Here is a 14,999-nt window from a genome sequence, read left to right on the forward strand (position 1 = left end):
CATGAGCAAGAACCGATGTGATAAGCTAAAGGGCTGGTAGTAGATTGTTGTTAAAACAAAAGGATTTGTAGTTGAATTTCTCTTTCCTCAAATCCTACATCGACTTAAAATCAGCATTACCCTTGATGATAAAGAAGTTAGTCACGTGTCAGACCATTTAGAAAACGAATTTGAGCTAAGTAATGAGGAAATGCATCTCTATAGTCGTCAGATTTTATTAGATGGTTGGGATATCGAAGCACAAGAAAAATTAAAACTCGCCAATGTGCTGATTATCGGAGCTGGCGGAATTGGCTGTACCAGTGCGGAGCTGTTGGCACGTGCAGGTGTGGGCAAGATTACCATTGTCGATGCTGATACCATTGAAATAAGTAATCTACAAAGACAAATCGCATTTACAGCAAATGATTTAGGTCGATACAAAGCCGAAATATTGGCAAAGCATCTAAAAGAAATTAATCCGCATATACAGGCCAGTTATCAAAATATACGATTCGATGAAACGAATGCTGATGAACTCGTACAGCATCAAGATGTAGTCTTAGATGGCTGTGATAATTTTACCACCCGTTATCTGGTCAATGCGGTGTGTAAAAAGCATCAAGTACCACTCATTAGTGCTTCAGCGATTGGTTTTGAAGGGCAGATGTTTATGGTGGAAGCAGATTCAGCCTGTTATGAATGCCTCTTTCCAAAAGAAGAGCATGCCAATGAAGGGCTGCGTTGTGCAGAGTCTGGCGTATTGGCAACCACGCCTGTAATGATAGCGTCATTACAAGCACATCACACTTTGTTGTTTTTAGGGCTTGGTCTGACGCCATTGAAGCAAAAATTATTGCTTTGGAATGGCTTAAATCTATCGCAACGCATTCTTAAATTTGAAAAAGATGTAAATTGTCCAGTTTGTCAGGCAACTTGATCGGTAAATTGAGCAAAATTTGCTAAACTAATGCCATCTGTGAGGCAAGAAAGATTATGAAAAGAAATATTTTATTCGATGGATTACGATCTGTTGCACGTATTGGTGAAACAGTGGTGGTTGCAGCACAAGCAGGTGTGAAATATGCAACTGAAAAACCAAGCAACGCCAAACTTATGCGTGAGACCTTTGAGTCGCTTGGTTCGACTTATATCAAACTGGGGCAATTTATTGCCAGTACGCCGTCTTTATTCCCCCGCGAATATGTTCAGGAATTCCAAGGCTGTTTAGATCAAACCCCGACCTTACCATTTAGCTATATTCAAAAAGTATTGGCAGAAGAGTTTGAAGGTCGCAATCTCAATGAGATTTTCAGTTTTATTGATGAAAAACCTTTGGCTTCAGCCTCAATTGCACAAGTCCATGCTGCTCGATTAGTCACGGGCGAAGATGTGGTATTAAAGGTTCAAAAACCTGGTGTCGAAACCATTTTATATACCGACTTAAATGTAGTGCATTGGGCGACAAAACTTTTAGAAAAAGCTGTGCCAAAAATCAAGTTTGCATCGCTTTCTGAAATCGTCGATGAGATCAAAACACGTATGGTACGTGAAGTTGATTTTATTGAAGAGGCTCAGAACCTAGATGACTTCATTCAGTACTTGAATGTGTCTGGTAACCAAGCGGCAACTGCGCCAAAAGTTTATCACCAGTTTTCGACTCGCCGTGTGCTGACTATGCAGCGTTTATATGGTGTGTCATTGACTGACTTTGATGTGGTGAAACAGTACGCCAAAGACCCAACACAAGTATTGATTACTGCGATGAATACTTGGTTTGGTAGCTTAATGCTATGTAAGAGTTTCCATGCGGATTTACATGCAGGCAATCTGATGCTGCTGGAAGATGGGCGTATTGGTTTTATTGATTTCGGTATTGTTGGGCAGCTAAACCCTGAAGTATGGACAGCATGTATGGCGTTTATGGATGCTTTACAGCACACCAATTACAACGCAATGGCTGAAAATATGCTGAAAATGGGCATGACTCATCAGAAAATTGATACCCAAGTATTGGCTGATGATTTAGAGCGCTTATTTAGTGGTGTGTTATTGGCAGATCCACAAGAAATTCTCAGTTCCAATCCTGCAGATTTGAATGACATCATGATGGATATGGTAGCTGTAGGTGAGCGTCACGGCATCAAATTCCCACGCGACTTCGCTTTGTTATTCAAGCAAATGCTATATTTTGATCGTTTCATGCGTGTTCTCGCACCATATACCGATATTTATGCTGACCAACGTTTAAAAATGGTTCACAATATTGAACCTGCTTCGTTTTTAAAGCATTAATTTATTTATCGGTTCATTAGGTCATTATGGATGCCATTATAATTGAAGGGTTGAAGGTTGATACTGTGGTTGGCTGTTTCAATTGGGAACGCCAGATTATTCAACCTTTAATGCTAGATCTCACCATTCATAATGATCTATCACAAGCTGCCCATTCGGATGAGCTAGAAGATACGCTCAACTACGCGCAGCTTTGTGAGCTTGCAGCCCAAGTTATACAAGAGGCGAAACCGAAACTGATTGAGCACGCCGCACAATTGGTACTTGAATGTCTATTTACCACTTTCCCCTCGATCGAATCGATCAGTATCACCATTCGCAAACCCGCCATCATTGCACAAGCCAATGCAGTAGGAATTCGCCTTGAACGCAACAGAAACAATTTTTGCGCTCGCACTGGCGAGTAATGTCCAACAACAACAAAATTTCACTTTTGCCTATGAGCAGCTCTCACGTTTGGGCGCAGTGGAATTTTCTCCAATTTATGAAATTCCGTGTCGAGATGGGATCGGGGCTGATTATTGGAATTCTGCCTGCCTATTAACAAGTCGGCTTTGTGTTGATGAAGTGACAGAAATCCTTAAACAATTAGAAGCACAATCAGGTCGAGTTCGCCCGTCACATCATATTAGTTTGGATATTGATGTCATCGCATGGGGTGAAACCTTAGATCATATGCAATTTAATCCAAAAAAGTTACCATTGGCTTTGGATGTAAAAATTCCTTTATATGATTTATGGCAGCATGCGGATTTAGCTCATCTTCAAAGCATGCAGTATCCTGTCATTACAATGTAATACTTTAATCAAGTAACACTATAATAATAGGAAGTTTTTTATGAAACTTATTTTGATTTTATCGACTTTAACGGTTTTACTTTCGGGTTGTGCGGCCATGAGTGTCGAACAATGTAAAACTGCAAATTGGTTTAATGTGGGCGAAAGAGATGGCTCCGATGGGCATGAATCACGTTTAGATAAATACTATTCTTCCTGTCAAAAAGCCAATATTGTGCCCAATCAAAAGCTCTATGAACAAGGTTATCAAAAAGGTCTAGGCTATTATTGCCGACCAGAAATTATCTTTAGTGAAGCGCTCGAAGGTCGTGGCGATATTCGTGTTTGTCCAATCGAAAAACGTGAATCCTTGCGCAGCTACTATCAAGTTGCCAATGAATACTATCAAGCAGATTCAGAGTTTGATCGTTCTCAAAATGATATGAACCGTTATTTGAAAGAGCTGGAACGTAAGGATCTTTCAAGCAAAGTACGGGATGATTATCAAAAACGTTTATATGATTTGCGCATCAATAGCAGCTGGGTACAGTCACGTTACCATCAAGCTGTTCGAAATCTAGAACGCTTTAAGGCCGAACATGGTTTGTATTAAGCCGTGATGCTTAAGTGATGATTAAAAAAAATCCATGGTTGCGTCCATGGATTTTTGTTTGTGACGAAACACACTTGAGTTACATACGCATGTATACAGGGATGTTTAAATAGATAACAAGCGAATAATGAAGGAATTATTTATGCAAGCCAAGTTACTTATTGCCTTGGGGATTATTCTCTATGGCAGCATGAACTCAGCCTATGCAATTGATGCCAAGTATCGACAACAATTAGAACAATCGGGTTGTACCCAAGTTAGTGAAGCACAGGGTTGTGATATTAGCAAAAGCAAAGAGGAAAATAGCAAGGCGGGTTTTGTCGAGCAGACGGTAGAGGTATCAAGCCCGAGTGCATCAGCAACAACACAGCAACCACAGTGGATTGCTGAGAGATCGGATGGTTCAACATTGGCTCTGATTAAAATTGATCAACAGCAGCGGGTTTGGGTCAATGACACACGTGTTATTGCAGTAAAGAAGAATGATCAGCTAAGTTTTAGACAAGGTAAAATCGACTACACGATTTTTACCGATTTGGACAAGCAGTCACAGAGCTTTTGGAGTGACCGTTATTCAACCGATAAAGGCAAAATTGTATTTCGCTAAGCTTAATTGAGTGCTGCAAAGTAAAAGGGAATTACCTTGCAATAATTCCCTTAGATAACTTAAAGATAATAACTGGTTTTAGTCATGAGTTTTGAAATGGCAGTCATGGTAATTCGTACAGGTGCTGGTAAGTCCACACCACCTGCTTCTAAGGCGGTATCGCGGTGATGCAATTCATCTTCATTCATCTGGACTAAAATTTTACGTGAACGTTCATCATGTGCAGGAAGTTGTTGGATATGTTCCTGTAGGTGCTGACTAACTTGACGTTCCGTTTCTGCCACAAACCCCAAACTATATTTGTCGCCTGCAATCCCTGCAATCGCACCCATACCATACGACAAGCCATACCAAATTGGATTTAATACACTGGTGTGGCTATCTAATTCTTTTAAGCGATCTTCACACCAAGCTAAATGGTCTTGTTCTTCAATCGCGGCTTGCTGCATTTCTTCACGGACATGCGGTAATTTTGCAGTGAGTGCCTGACCATGATAAAGCGCTTGAGCACAGACTTCACCACTATGATTAACTCGCATCAAGCCTGCAACATGACGGGCATCACTGACACAAAGTTGTGATGGTTCATCACTGGCAGGATTCGTCCGTTGTGCACTGGTTGCACCTGGTACCAAACTACGTAAGGCTTGATCAAACGAATGAATCATTTTATCGAGACCTGTGTAATGACGCATAGATTAATCCTCTAAAGTATTGGGAGCATTTTCCAATAAAGGTTTTAGGCGTTTTAATAACCAAAATGAAAAAATTGCACTTAAAACAGCGGTAATGGTAAATAAGATTTTAATATCAATTTTTAAAATGCTTAAGATTAAAATCGAGAAAACTGCGGAAGAGACCATAAATACAGCATTTAAAATGTTATTTGCTGCCACAACACGCGCTCGGTGTGAGCGTGGTGAATAGGCCTGCATCATGGCATAGAGTGGAACGATATAGAATCCACCGCTAATTCCGAGCAAAGTCACTGCCAACATCACATGATAATAGACTGCACCGAGTGTAAACATATCTTTTAAGCTGAGTAAGTCACCTGTACGCTCAGGTACAAAGGCTAGACTTGCTGCCAGATATAGCGCAAAAACAGTTAAGCCAATTGCACCATAAGGCACCATCTTGATATTAATATCCGAACCGCCAATTCTTCGACAGAGTAAGGAACCGACGCCAATACCGACCGAGAAAAAGGTGAGTAATAGGCTCACCACATTTTCCGAAGCATGTAGGTTTTGCTGCGTCAGTTGCGGAATCTGGGTTAGGTAGGTTGCACCATAGAACCAATACCATGAGTTGCCTAGCAAAATCACAAATACGACCGGGATGCTTTTGGCGTATTTAATGGTTTGAAAACTAGTACGAATAAAGTTCCAGTCAATTTTTAAATCGGGTGCAGCAACTTTTTGAGGCAGAATAAAACGACTACATAAATAGCCTAAGCAAGCAATTGCCACAACTGTAATACTAATCCAAAGTAAGTTACCTTCAGAAGTGGCAATCACGGCACCACCTAAAATCATCCCCAGTAAAATCGCAATCGATGTACCTGACTGAAACAAGGCGTTGCCTGACATCAACTCTTGCGGCTTTAAAATCTCAGGTAAAATGGCATATTTGATTGGCCCAAAACAGGTTGAGTGAGTACCCATTAAAAATAAGGCGAACAGCAGTAACCACAAATTCCCGAGCAGGAAGCCAGCAGTACCAATCAACATGATCACGATTTCTAATATTTTAATGAAGCGAATTAGTTGCGAGCGTTCGTATTTATCGGCAATTTGACCAGCAGTCGCTGAAAAGAAAAAGTAGGGCAAAATAAATAATAAGGCAGCTAAATTATTGAGAGTACTGACAGGGGCACTTTGTTGTTGAATCCAGCCATAGGTAATAACTAACAGCAACGCTTGCTTATAAACATTATCATTAAGTGCGCCAAAGAACTGAGTGAAAAACATCGGGGCGAACCGACGCGAAGTCATTAAGTGCTCGTCTTGTTTCATCGTGTGTTCACTTCATTGTGATTTATAAAAAAATGTGACGAACTGTAAAAATGTGATGAAATGCATGTATGATACCTATGTCTGATTGGATGAAAAATCAAAGATTTGAAGTTATTTCACCCATCAAAAACGATAAATTAAAAAACAAATTTAGAGTTTTACATGCCATCTAAAACGAAGTTTAAACAGTCGACACTGGTTCATTCTATGCATTTAATTTTTAAAATGCAGGGTTTTCCTAAACTTATTTGTAGTGGTTTTTTAATTAGTTCTTGTATATCAGTTGCTTATGCTCAAGAACAAAATTCAACTGTGCCTGAAAATCAGGCAGTTGAACAGACGGAACAACCGGTCGAATTGCCAGTTACAGCGGCAGCGCCGACGGTTCCAGCAATTAATCTTGCCGATCAAGGGGTATTGCCTGGACAGGACAGTTTGGCAGCATTAAAAGAACAAGAACAATCCACTAACCAAATTAACGAATTAAAACCGATTCAGTTGGATGACAATTTAGAAAATTTGCCTGTAATTCCTGTGGATCAAGGTATGGCAAATGAAATCTTCCGTGTTGCTGAAGATGCGAAAAATGAAGCACAAGCATATCGCGAAAATACGGCAAGAAACCCAGAACCAATCATCACTGATGCATCACAGACGGAACTGACTGAAATCAAGCAAGCGCCGCTGAATATTGACCAATTGATGGGTGAGATTCAAGCAGACAGTAAAATTGTGGTTGAGGCCAATGAAACAGGTAAAACATTAGCTGATTTGCAGCCTAAGTCTGATCAACCACAGGAAAAAGTTGGATTCTTTAAGCGAATTGTAAATCGCTTCCGACCAGAAAACCTATTAAATACCGATAAAATTCCACGTATTACAGCTGATGTGAGCGGTGCACCGCCTATTCTTGCGCTCAATATTAAGGCAAAGCTCTCAAGTTTTACTCAAGAATCATTTGAGGAATTTAATGTCGCTTTACCACAACTCCGTGCGTTGACCAATCAGGCAGCACAAGCGGTCGGTTATTACAATGCAACTTATACTTTTGTAAAAGAGAGCGACAGCAAAGTTAAGGTGATTGTGGTTCCAAATGAACCCGTTAAAATTAAAGAACAAAATATTGAATTCACTGGTGCAGGTGCAAATACACCACAGTTCCAAGTCATTCGCTTAATTCCAGAACAAGATGTAGGCGATATTTTTAATCATGGTTCATATGAAGCAACCAAAACTAAAATCACCACGGTGGCTTCAGACAATGGTTATTTTGATGCATTTTGGCGATTGCATGATGTCAAAATTAGTCAGCCTGAAAAAACCGCTGAAATTAATTTAAATTATGAAACCGGCGAGCGTTATAAATTAAAGCAAGTTGAGTATCGGATGAGTGATCCGAGCAAGCCGTTGCCACTCACTCAGAAGGTTTTAGATAGTTTGGCACCATGGAAAGAAGGTGATGATTATGCCTTCTGGCGTGTCAATGCATTGGCGAATAATTTAACCAACTCGCGTTATTTTAACTATACCTTAGTGGATACGATCAAGCCGGATGCCATTCAGCCACCCCTTGATTTACCGCCCGACTTACAAGCCTTAGTTGATCAGCAGCGTGTGCAAGAATCACAATTGATGAGTAGCCAACAGAAAGCGGATCTTGCGCGTGCCAAAATTACTTCGGCACAAGAGGTGACGCAGGATGTGGTTGATGAATCACAGTTCTCGGGTGCTGAACCTGCACAACCTGCTTTGGCTCGTTCAATGCCGATGCCGCCTGTACATGACGATGACGACGAAGAACGTCAAAAGCTTGAAGAACAAACACGCGTAGAACGTAAAATTCCTGTGGTGGTGACACTCAATGCTGATCGTCTTAATAGTTTAGAGACAGGTATTGGTTATGGAACCGATACAGGGGCACGTATTCGTACTCAGTATCGTCGTGCCATTGTGAATAAATATGGGCATTCTTTCGATGCCAACGTTGAGGTTTCAGAAATCCGTCAATCGATTGATGGCCGTTATAGTATTCCTTATAAACACCCATTGAATGACTACTTTAACCTTGTGGGTGGTTATGAACGTGAAACCCGTGATGATATTGGTCCAGATATCAATCTATTGGTTGAATCAGCGGTTTTGGGGGGTGAACGCGTTATTAAAAACCCATTGGGGGATTGGCAACATACCTTTGGCTTGCGTTATCGTCTAGATCGTTTAACCAAAAAAGGTGATGTGGATATCAATGAGCTTCCAGATGCCTTTAAAGTCTCTGGGATTGATTCTGAGCAGGAATCATTGCTGTTAGGTTATGAAGCATCTAAAACCAATGCCAATACCCGCTTAAACCCAACCCGAGGTTTTAAACAAACTTATAAAGTTGAATTGGGTACAGAATCTTTACTCTCAGATGCCAATATGGCAATTGTCAGTGCAGGTTGGCGCTTTATCTATTCATTGGGCGAAAACGACAATCATCAATTTGTTGGTCGTGGTGATGCAAGCTATATTTTTACCGATGACTTTAATAAAGTCCCTTATAACTTGCGTTTCTTTACTGGTGGAGATCAGTCTTTACGTGGTTTCGACTATAAGAGTTTATCACCTGAAGAAAATGGCTATAAATTAGGTGGTCAAGCCTTAGGGGTTGGCTCATTGGAATATAATTATCAGTTTAAAGATGGCTGGCGTGCTGCAGTGTTTTCGGACTTTGGTAATGCCTATGACAAACAATTTAGCAACCCAACAGAATATAGCGTGGGTGTAGGTATCCGCTGGAGATCACCAATTGGACCAATTCGATTAGATATCGCATCTGGTATTTCGAATGATAACAATCCAATTCGTTTGCATTTCTTTATTGGTCCACAGCTTTAAAACTTTATTGAGCCCTTTACTTTATAAGGGCAAAACAATCTCGGGTTGATTATGACGGAAGTAGAACAGCAACTTACCCCTCCAACTGAACCAAGACAGCAGCGGCGTATTTTACGAAATATTCTGCTGATTGTACTGATCATTCTTTTATTGTTGGTCAGTTCTCTTGCTGTGATGATGTCAACCGACAAAGGTAGTCGTTTTCTACTAGACCGTGTACTTCAAAGCCAGAAAACCATTAAATACGAATATGAAAGTGGTAATCTAATCTCAGGCATTATTTTAAAAAATGTGTTGGTAAGATTGGAAGGAATTGATGTTTCCTTAGACCGTGCCGACGTGTCTTTAGGCTGGAGAGCCATCCTTAAAAAAGAAGTGCATCTCAGTCATGCTGATGTACGTAATCTAAAAATTCTTGATAAGAAACCGCCATCAGGTAAGCCGTTCGGGTTTGATCCAATCAAACTTCCTTTTGTATTGCGAGTCGATGAAGCCAGTCTAGACCATTTGCAACTGCAAACCACCACATCTAAAGTTGATTTCAGCGATATTTATCTAAAAGATGCTTTGTGGTCAGAAACCAAATTAAAGTTCAAAGATTCACGCATGAAGATGGAGTTTTTGGCAGTAAATAAGGCAACAGGAGAAATGGATTTTAGTGGTAAATATCCACTCAATGCGACTGCCGATCTGATCATTCCATCACTAAAAAGCCTAGATATTGATATTATTAAAGTTGCGGCACGAGGCTCTTTAGATACCTTAAAACTAGGAGTTGCAACACGTACCCCAGACTTACTGACAGGTTGGGCAATTGTGCATCCTGTACGTGAACATGTGCCGATGAATGGTGAGCTGTTCTTTAAAAACTATCATTTACCTTTATTGAAAGATCAAAAGCTATTTGCTAAGGACGGTATTGCGAAATTTAATGGCGATATCCAAAAACTGATTTTAACTTTGGATACAGACCTAAAAGGCGAGCAAGTGCCAGAGGGTCAATACACAGCACAGATGGATACTGATCTAACCCATCAATTAAATATTCGCGAATTTAATGGTCAATTGATGGGTGGTGCAGTGAGTTTGCTGGGTTTTGTCAATTGGCATGACCATGTTTCTTGGGATGTAAAAGGTCGTTTAGATCGCCTTGATCCAAAAGATAAGACTGTACCGCAAATTGCACAAGATTTCTTACCACCGAATTTGGATGCGAGCTTGAGCTCAACAGGTTCAATGGAAAAAGGCTTGGTGCTGAATGCACAACTTGCGTTTGATAAATTTGAAACTTGGGCGGTTAGGCTAAATCAAGCAGAAGAGAAAGACAATAAAGCACAACCCATGCTATTAGATGTCTCTTGGAAAGGGATTGATCGTGCCATGCCGTATATTGGTTGGCTCAGTAGTGAAGAAGGTCATACCAATCTGACCTTAAAAGAAGGTCAGCAAGACATCTATCTCACAACAACGATTCGTCCTCATGAACAAGCGTTATTACCAACTGGAAAATATGATGCGCGTTTAGATGTAAAAGGCGATCTATTAGATGTGGAAAGCTTCCGTTATGAGGCGGAAAAAGGCAGTTTGTCTGGACAGGCTAAAGTTAAGCTACCGACCGAAAAGCAACAACTGTCGTGGCAAGCACAGCTTAAAGCACAGGATTTCAATCCGCAAACCGTAGCTGCGGCAGCGCCTGTAAATTTATTGAATGGGGAAATTAAGGCCACAGGCTTTGCCAAACCAAATCAACAAATTATTCAGCTTGAGCAGATTGATTTAACAGGACAATTGCCACAAGAAAATAAAACTGAAACGATTGCCCTAAAGGGTAAAAGTACTGCTGCATTGATGTTTAATGATGAAAAAGCAGGTGGTGGATTTAAGAGTTTTGCAGTCAATTATGATGGTTCTTTAAATGCTTTGAATCAGGGTAACGGCGTATTAAAAATCAAGGTTGCAGGGACACCTGATTACATTAAGATTAATGAGTTAAATCATGATGGTGTTGCTGGAAAAATCTATGCAACCGGTGCTGTTAATCTCAAAGATAAACTTGGTTGGGATATTGATGCTTCTTTGGTACGTTTTAAGCCACAGTATTTTGTTTCCAGTGTCAAAGGTGAAGTCTCAGGACGAGTTAAATCGCAAGGTGTATGGTCAGATAAGCTGAAACGTATTGATATTCGTGAGCTTAATGCAGCAGGTTTTATCAATAATAAGCCAATTCGTGGCCGTGGAAATTTAAGCTTGTTGCTTGATTCAAATCAAGAAGGTTTCTTACCACAACAATTTGAAGCCAATAATCTATTCTTTGCTTATGCACAAAACCAGTTACAAGCAACAGGTAATGCGCAAAATTTACAGATTAAATTGAATGCTCCTGCACTATATGAACTTTATCCAGGTTTACGTGGTCGTGCTTACGGAAGCCTAAATGTACAGTCGAAACCGCGCTTAAAAGCGACGGCGAATATGATGGTCGATAATTTCGCATTTAATGATCTCGTCAGTATCCGCTCATTGCGGGTACAAGGTGAGTTACCGACCTCTGAAACGACACCAACACAACTTACCGCAACATTAGATCAACTGCGTAATGGCAATCGTGAAATTGAACATGCAACTGTGAATTTGGCGGGAACACGTAAAGCACATGTGTTAAAAGTAGAAAGTAAAAACCGTCAATCTAACTTTTATGTACAACTTGCGGGTGGTTTTAACCCAAAAAATGATTGGTTAGGACAAGTTCAAAAAGGCAATTTTAAGTCTCGTAATATTAATTTGGTACAAAATCAAAATGCGCCAATTATTTATTCAACTGCACAGACTGAGCTATATGTAGGCCAACATTGTTGGCAGAGTGCAAATAGCCAATTATGTTTGGATCAACCTGCACGTATCAGCAAAGAAAAAGGTAGTTTCTCCTTTATTACCAAAAATCTGGATTTAAAAGATTTTACTGCATTTATGCCTGAAGGTTTGGCTGTGACAGGTCAACTGAATGGTTATGCTAAAGCGTCATGGGCAAAAGGCAGTCATCCAAAAATAGATGCGCGTTTGGTGACACGTAAAGGTGAGATTGGATTGGCTGCAGATGATCCACAAGACCCTGCAACGACGGTCACCTATGACGAGCTAAGCCTTATCGCGAAAAGCATCAGCGAAGGTTTATTATTACGTGTGGATGTGAAAACACCAGATATTGGGACAGGTTATGCCAATGTCATTATCAATCCATTCCAAGCTAATATGCCAATGCGTGGTGAAGTGGCATTTGATGATGTACAGCTAAAAGTCTTTAAGCCATTTATTAAAGATGTACGCTCAATGTCGGGTACGCTAGCGCTGGCTGGTAAAATGAATGGTACTTTGACTCAGCCTCAGTTCGCTGGTGAAATGCGCTTGAAAAACGGTGCAATTTCAATGATCTCGTTGCCTGTCAATTTAAGCAATATTCAGCTGTATTCGTCTATACGACAACAGTCTGCAAGTATTGATGGTGCTTTCAATAGTGGACAAGGTGTAGGGCGCTTAAAAGGTAATTTTGACTGGCAGAATGATCCACATTTAAATCTGACTTTGAAAGGCGATAACTTATTGGTTCGTCAAGCACCAATGATCACGGCAATTGTGGAACCTGACCTGACGTTGGATGTTTATCCATTTAATCAGCGTCTAAGCTTAAAAGGTAAGATTGATGTTCCGCGTGCGCGTATTTCAATGCCGGAAAGCTCTGCTACGGTTGTGAATCTGTCACCAGATGTACGTGTGGTTCAACAAGGACAAGACCTGCTTGCAACATTAAAAGCAGCTAAACCTTGGGATATCCGTGCAGATATGACGGTAACCTTAGGTAATCAAGTGATCTTCCAAGGCTTTGAAAGTACCATTCCATTGGTTGGCCGCTTACATCTATCTCAACGTGGTTTAGAAACAGCAATGCGTGCCAATGGTGCGATTGGTGTCAGTCAAAAAGTGAAGATCGAGGCTTATGGTCAAAGTCTTGATTTGAATCGTGCGATTGCACGTTTTAATGGACCGTTGGCGAACCCGACACTTGATATTGATGCTAATAAACCAGTTCAAGGCAGTATGGTTGGGGTGCGAGTAACAGGTACAGCCACCGTGCCGAATATCCAAATTTATAACGATGCAGGCTTGTCTGAACAAGAAGCGCTGAATGCATTACTTACTGGACGTATCAATGAGGGTAACACGGGTTTAAGTAATACAGAGGGCTTTAAATCTGACGTCAATAACACCATTGCTGCTGCAGGTATTAGTATGGGCTTGGGTGGAACTCGTGCCTTAACCAATCAGATCGGTCGTACTTTTGGTTTGAGTGGTTTGGCATTGGACGCACAGGGTACAGGTGATGATACGCAGGTGAGTCTGACAGGCTATATCACGCCAGATCTGTTTATTCGTTATGGTATTGGTGTATTTACCCCAGTGAATAAATTGACCTTGCGTTATCAGATGAACCGTCGTTTATATCTGGAAGCAAGTCAGTCTTTAGAACGTGCGATTGACGTATTCTACAACTGGCGTTTCTAACCCTGTTTTAAATTGGGTTTAGAATCAGAAAGAGGAATTATTTCGATGAAATAGTTCCTCTTTTTTTTAGGGATGTAACACTGCCTGAAGCTCCAAAAAAAACCATTCACATAAAAATTAATGAGGGCTGATGTGTTAATGGTCTGAGCTAATTTTTAAACAGATGTCATAACTGATGGTTTTAGAGAATAAGAATTGTGATAGAATTAATATAAGTTATTGAAAATTAATGAATTTATGACATTTTTTGGAGAAAATAAATGAAACCTGTCACTTTTGGTCAGCTTTGGGCAGTGCTTGGCTTAGTGCTACTCAGTTCGATACTCCAAGTCAATGCCAAGGAATACTATAAATGGGTCGATGCCAAAGGCGTTACCACCTATTCAGCAACGCCACAACCTGTACAAAGACAAGAACCTCAACTCGATCCCGTCAAAAAGAATAGCAATACCGCAGTCGTTCAACAGGCAAATGTACAAACTGTAACTGCACCAAAAGAAGCGAAAATCACAACAGTGACGGCAACTACCGCAACAACAGTTAAGCCTGTAACGGCGTCCACAGCAGCCACAAGCAATCTCACAGTCGTAAGTGAAGTGCTTATCCCTGTGAAAAACTGTAATGGGGTTAGATGCTGGGATATGAAAGACAAGTCATATAATCTCGTTGCAGGAACGACATATCTCTCTGCCAATGGAGGAAAATGTCAAAAGTTAGGCAATAACATGCGCTGTAGCAAATGATTTGTATGTTTTTATTACGGGAAGCACTGTTTTAAAGGCTTCCTTTTGCAAAATCAACAAGTTTCAGTATGATGTGTGCATCAAATTAGCCGCAGTATGATGATGAAAAAAGTTTTGTTTATTGCAATAGGTTTAGTTTTGGCTGGTTGTGCTGAGAAAAAGCCGTTAACCCCTGAAGAACAATGGCATGGCTATTGTGTCAGTGTGGGTAACGCTGCACGTTCGATCACATTGGATCGTCAAAATGGAATTGAGCAAAAACAAGCAACGGAGTATGCGGCAAAGATTGAAGATGAGACTACGCGTAAGTTTATCTTTAAAATTTTGGACACGGTTTATGCACTTCCTGCCGATCAACTGAAAAAAGATCCAGAAGCATTACGTGAAAATTTAAAGAAACAGTTTATGGAAGAATGCTTGGTTACCCCACATGACAAGCTGCCTAACTATAAACTTTTTTAATGTGTATATAAAAAAGACAACACCGTTTGTCTTTTTTTATGGATGTAATTTATTGTTTTATTAGACTTTAA

12 protein-coding genes are annotated in these 14,999 nt (G+C 40.4%); 10 read left to right on the plus strand and 2 right to left on the minus strand.

Going from position 1 to position 14,999, the window contains the following annotated elements; all coding sequences use genetic code 11:
* Positions 1-190 precede the first annotated feature (190 nt).
* The 6 genes from FPL17_RS03465 (at position 191) to FPL17_RS03490 (ending at position 4,271) form a co-directional block, all read left to right on the plus strand.
* Positions 191-919 (plus strand): HesA/MoeB/ThiF family protein, encoded by a 729-nt coding sequence (locus FPL17_RS03465; protein WP_420867267.1) that lies wholly within the window; start codon positions 191-193, stop codon positions 917-919.
* Between the two features lie 56 nt (positions 920-975).
* Positions 976-2,274, plus strand: a complete 1,299-nt coding sequence (locus FPL17_RS03470) for an ABC1 kinase family protein (RefSeq protein ID WP_004806458.1) — start codon at positions 976-978, stop codon at positions 2,272-2,274.
* A gap of 26 nt (positions 2,275-2,300) precedes the next feature.
* On the plus strand, positions 2,301-2,681 hold the full coding sequence (gene folB / locus FPL17_RS03475; protein WP_005212807.1) for a dihydroneopterin aldolase: 381 nt from the start codon (positions 2,301-2,303) through the stop codon (positions 2,679-2,681).
* The gene (locus FPL17_RS03480; protein WP_005187755.1) at positions 2,638-3,072 is read left to right on the plus strand and encodes a 2-amino-4-hydroxy-6-hydroxymethyldihydropteridine diphosphokinase; all 435 of its coding nucleotides are present in this window, start codon (positions 2,638-2,640) and stop codon (positions 3,070-3,072) included. The genes folB and FPL17_RS03480 overlap by 44 nt, the downstream gene beginning before the upstream one ends.
* A 40-nt stretch (positions 3,073-3,112) precedes the next feature.
* Positions 3,113-3,664, plus strand: coding sequence for a DUF2799 domain-containing protein (locus tag FPL17_RS03485; protein WP_004806464.1), 552 nt, complete (start codon positions 3,113-3,115; stop codon positions 3,662-3,664).
* A gap of 142 nt (positions 3,665-3,806) precedes the next feature.
* The gene (locus FPL17_RS03490; protein ID WP_159883273.1) at positions 3,807-4,271 is read left to right on the plus strand and encodes a hypothetical protein; all 465 of its coding nucleotides are present in this window, start codon (positions 3,807-3,809) and stop codon (positions 4,269-4,271) included.
* Positions 4,272-4,330: 59 nt separating this feature from the next.
* Here FPL17_RS03490 and coq7 read toward each other — a convergent pair whose 3' ends face one another.
* Positions 4,331-4,966 (minus strand): 2-polyprenyl-3-methyl-6-methoxy-1,4-benzoquinone monooxygenase, encoded by a 636-nt coding sequence (gene coq7, locus FPL17_RS03495; protein WP_159883275.1) that lies wholly within the window; start codon positions 4,964-4,966, stop codon positions 4,331-4,333.
* A gap of 3 nt (positions 4,967-4,969) precedes the next feature.
* Positions 4,970-6,289 (minus strand): MFS transporter, encoded by a 1,320-nt coding sequence (locus FPL17_RS03500; RefSeq protein WP_159883277.1) that lies wholly within the window; start codon positions 6,287-6,289, stop codon positions 4,970-4,972.
* A 162-nt stretch (positions 6,290-6,451) separates the two neighbouring features.
* Here FPL17_RS03500 and FPL17_RS03505 point away from each other — a divergent pair, with 162 nt between their 5' ends.
* From FPL17_RS03505 to FPL17_RS03520, 4 genes are all read left to right on the plus strand, one after another.
* A complete protein-coding gene (locus FPL17_RS03505) occupies positions 6,452-9,166 on the plus strand; it encodes an autotransporter assembly complex protein TamA (RefSeq protein ID WP_159883279.1) in 2,715 nt (904 codons plus the stop codon).
* Between the two features lie 51 nt (positions 9,167-9,217).
* Positions 9,218-13,723: a translocation/assembly module TamB domain-containing protein gene (locus FPL17_RS03510; protein WP_159883281.1), complete on the plus strand. Its 4,506-nt coding sequence runs from the start codon at positions 9,218-9,220 to the stop codon at positions 13,721-13,723.
* Between the two features lie 260 nt (positions 13,724-13,983).
* Complete coding sequence (locus tag FPL17_RS03515; protein WP_159883283.1) at positions 13,984-14,466, plus strand: DUF4124 domain-containing protein; 483 nt, start codon at positions 13,984-13,986, stop codon at positions 14,464-14,466.
* 102 nt (positions 14,467-14,568) lie between these two features.
* On the plus strand, positions 14,569-14,928 hold the full coding sequence (locus tag FPL17_RS03520; protein WP_005204329.1) for a hypothetical protein: 360 nt from the start codon (positions 14,569-14,571) through the stop codon (positions 14,926-14,928).
* The last annotated feature ends 71 nt before the right edge of the window (positions 14,929-14,999 follow it).

The sequence above is a fragment of the Acinetobacter dispersus genome (genome assembly GCF_009884975.1).
Taxonomy (GTDB): Bacteria; Pseudomonadota; Gammaproteobacteria; order Pseudomonadales; family Moraxellaceae; genus Acinetobacter; species Acinetobacter dispersus.

What these genes read in the sequence shown, in the direction of transcription:
- FPL17_RS03515 (WP_159883283.1), top strand. Translation starts at nt 13,984, where the DNA reads ATGAAACCTGTCACTTTTGGTCAGCTTTGGGCAGTGCTTGGCTTAGTG.
- FPL17_RS03520 (WP_005204329.1), top strand. Translation starts at nt 14,569, where the DNA reads ATGAAAAAAGTTTTGTTTATTGCAATAGGTTTAGTTTTGGCTGGTTGT.
- folB (WP_005212807.1), top strand. Translation starts at nt 2,301, where the DNA reads ATGGATGCCATTATAATTGAAGGGTTGAAGGTTGATACTGTGGTTGGC.
- FPL17_RS03470 (WP_004806458.1), top strand. Translation starts at nt 976, where the DNA reads ATGAAAAGAAATATTTTATTCGATGGATTACGATCTGTTGCACGTATT.
- FPL17_RS03505 (WP_159883279.1), top strand. Translation starts at nt 6,452, where the DNA reads ATGCCATCTAAAACGAAGTTTAAACAGTCGACACTGGTTCATTCTATG.
- FPL17_RS03465 (WP_420867267.1), top strand. Translation starts at nt 191, where the DNA reads ATGCATCTCTATAGTCGTCAGATTTTATTAGATGGTTGGGATATCGAA.
- FPL17_RS03500 (WP_159883277.1), bottom strand. Translation starts at nt 6,289, where the DNA reads ATGAAACAAGACGAGCACTTAATGACTTCGCGTCGGTTCGCCCCGATG.
- FPL17_RS03490 (WP_159883273.1), top strand. Translation starts at nt 3,807, where the DNA reads ATGCAAGCCAAGTTACTTATTGCCTTGGGGATTATTCTCTATGGCAGC.
- FPL17_RS03510 (WP_159883281.1), top strand. Translation starts at nt 9,218, where the DNA reads ATGACGGAAGTAGAACAGCAACTTACCCCTCCAACTGAACCAAGACAG.
- coq7 (WP_159883275.1), bottom strand. Translation starts at nt 4,966, where the DNA reads ATGCGTCATTACACAGGTCTCGATAAAATGATTCATTCGTTTGATCAA.
- FPL17_RS03485 (WP_004806464.1), top strand. Translation starts at nt 3,113, where the DNA reads ATGAAACTTATTTTGATTTTATCGACTTTAACGGTTTTACTTTCGGGT.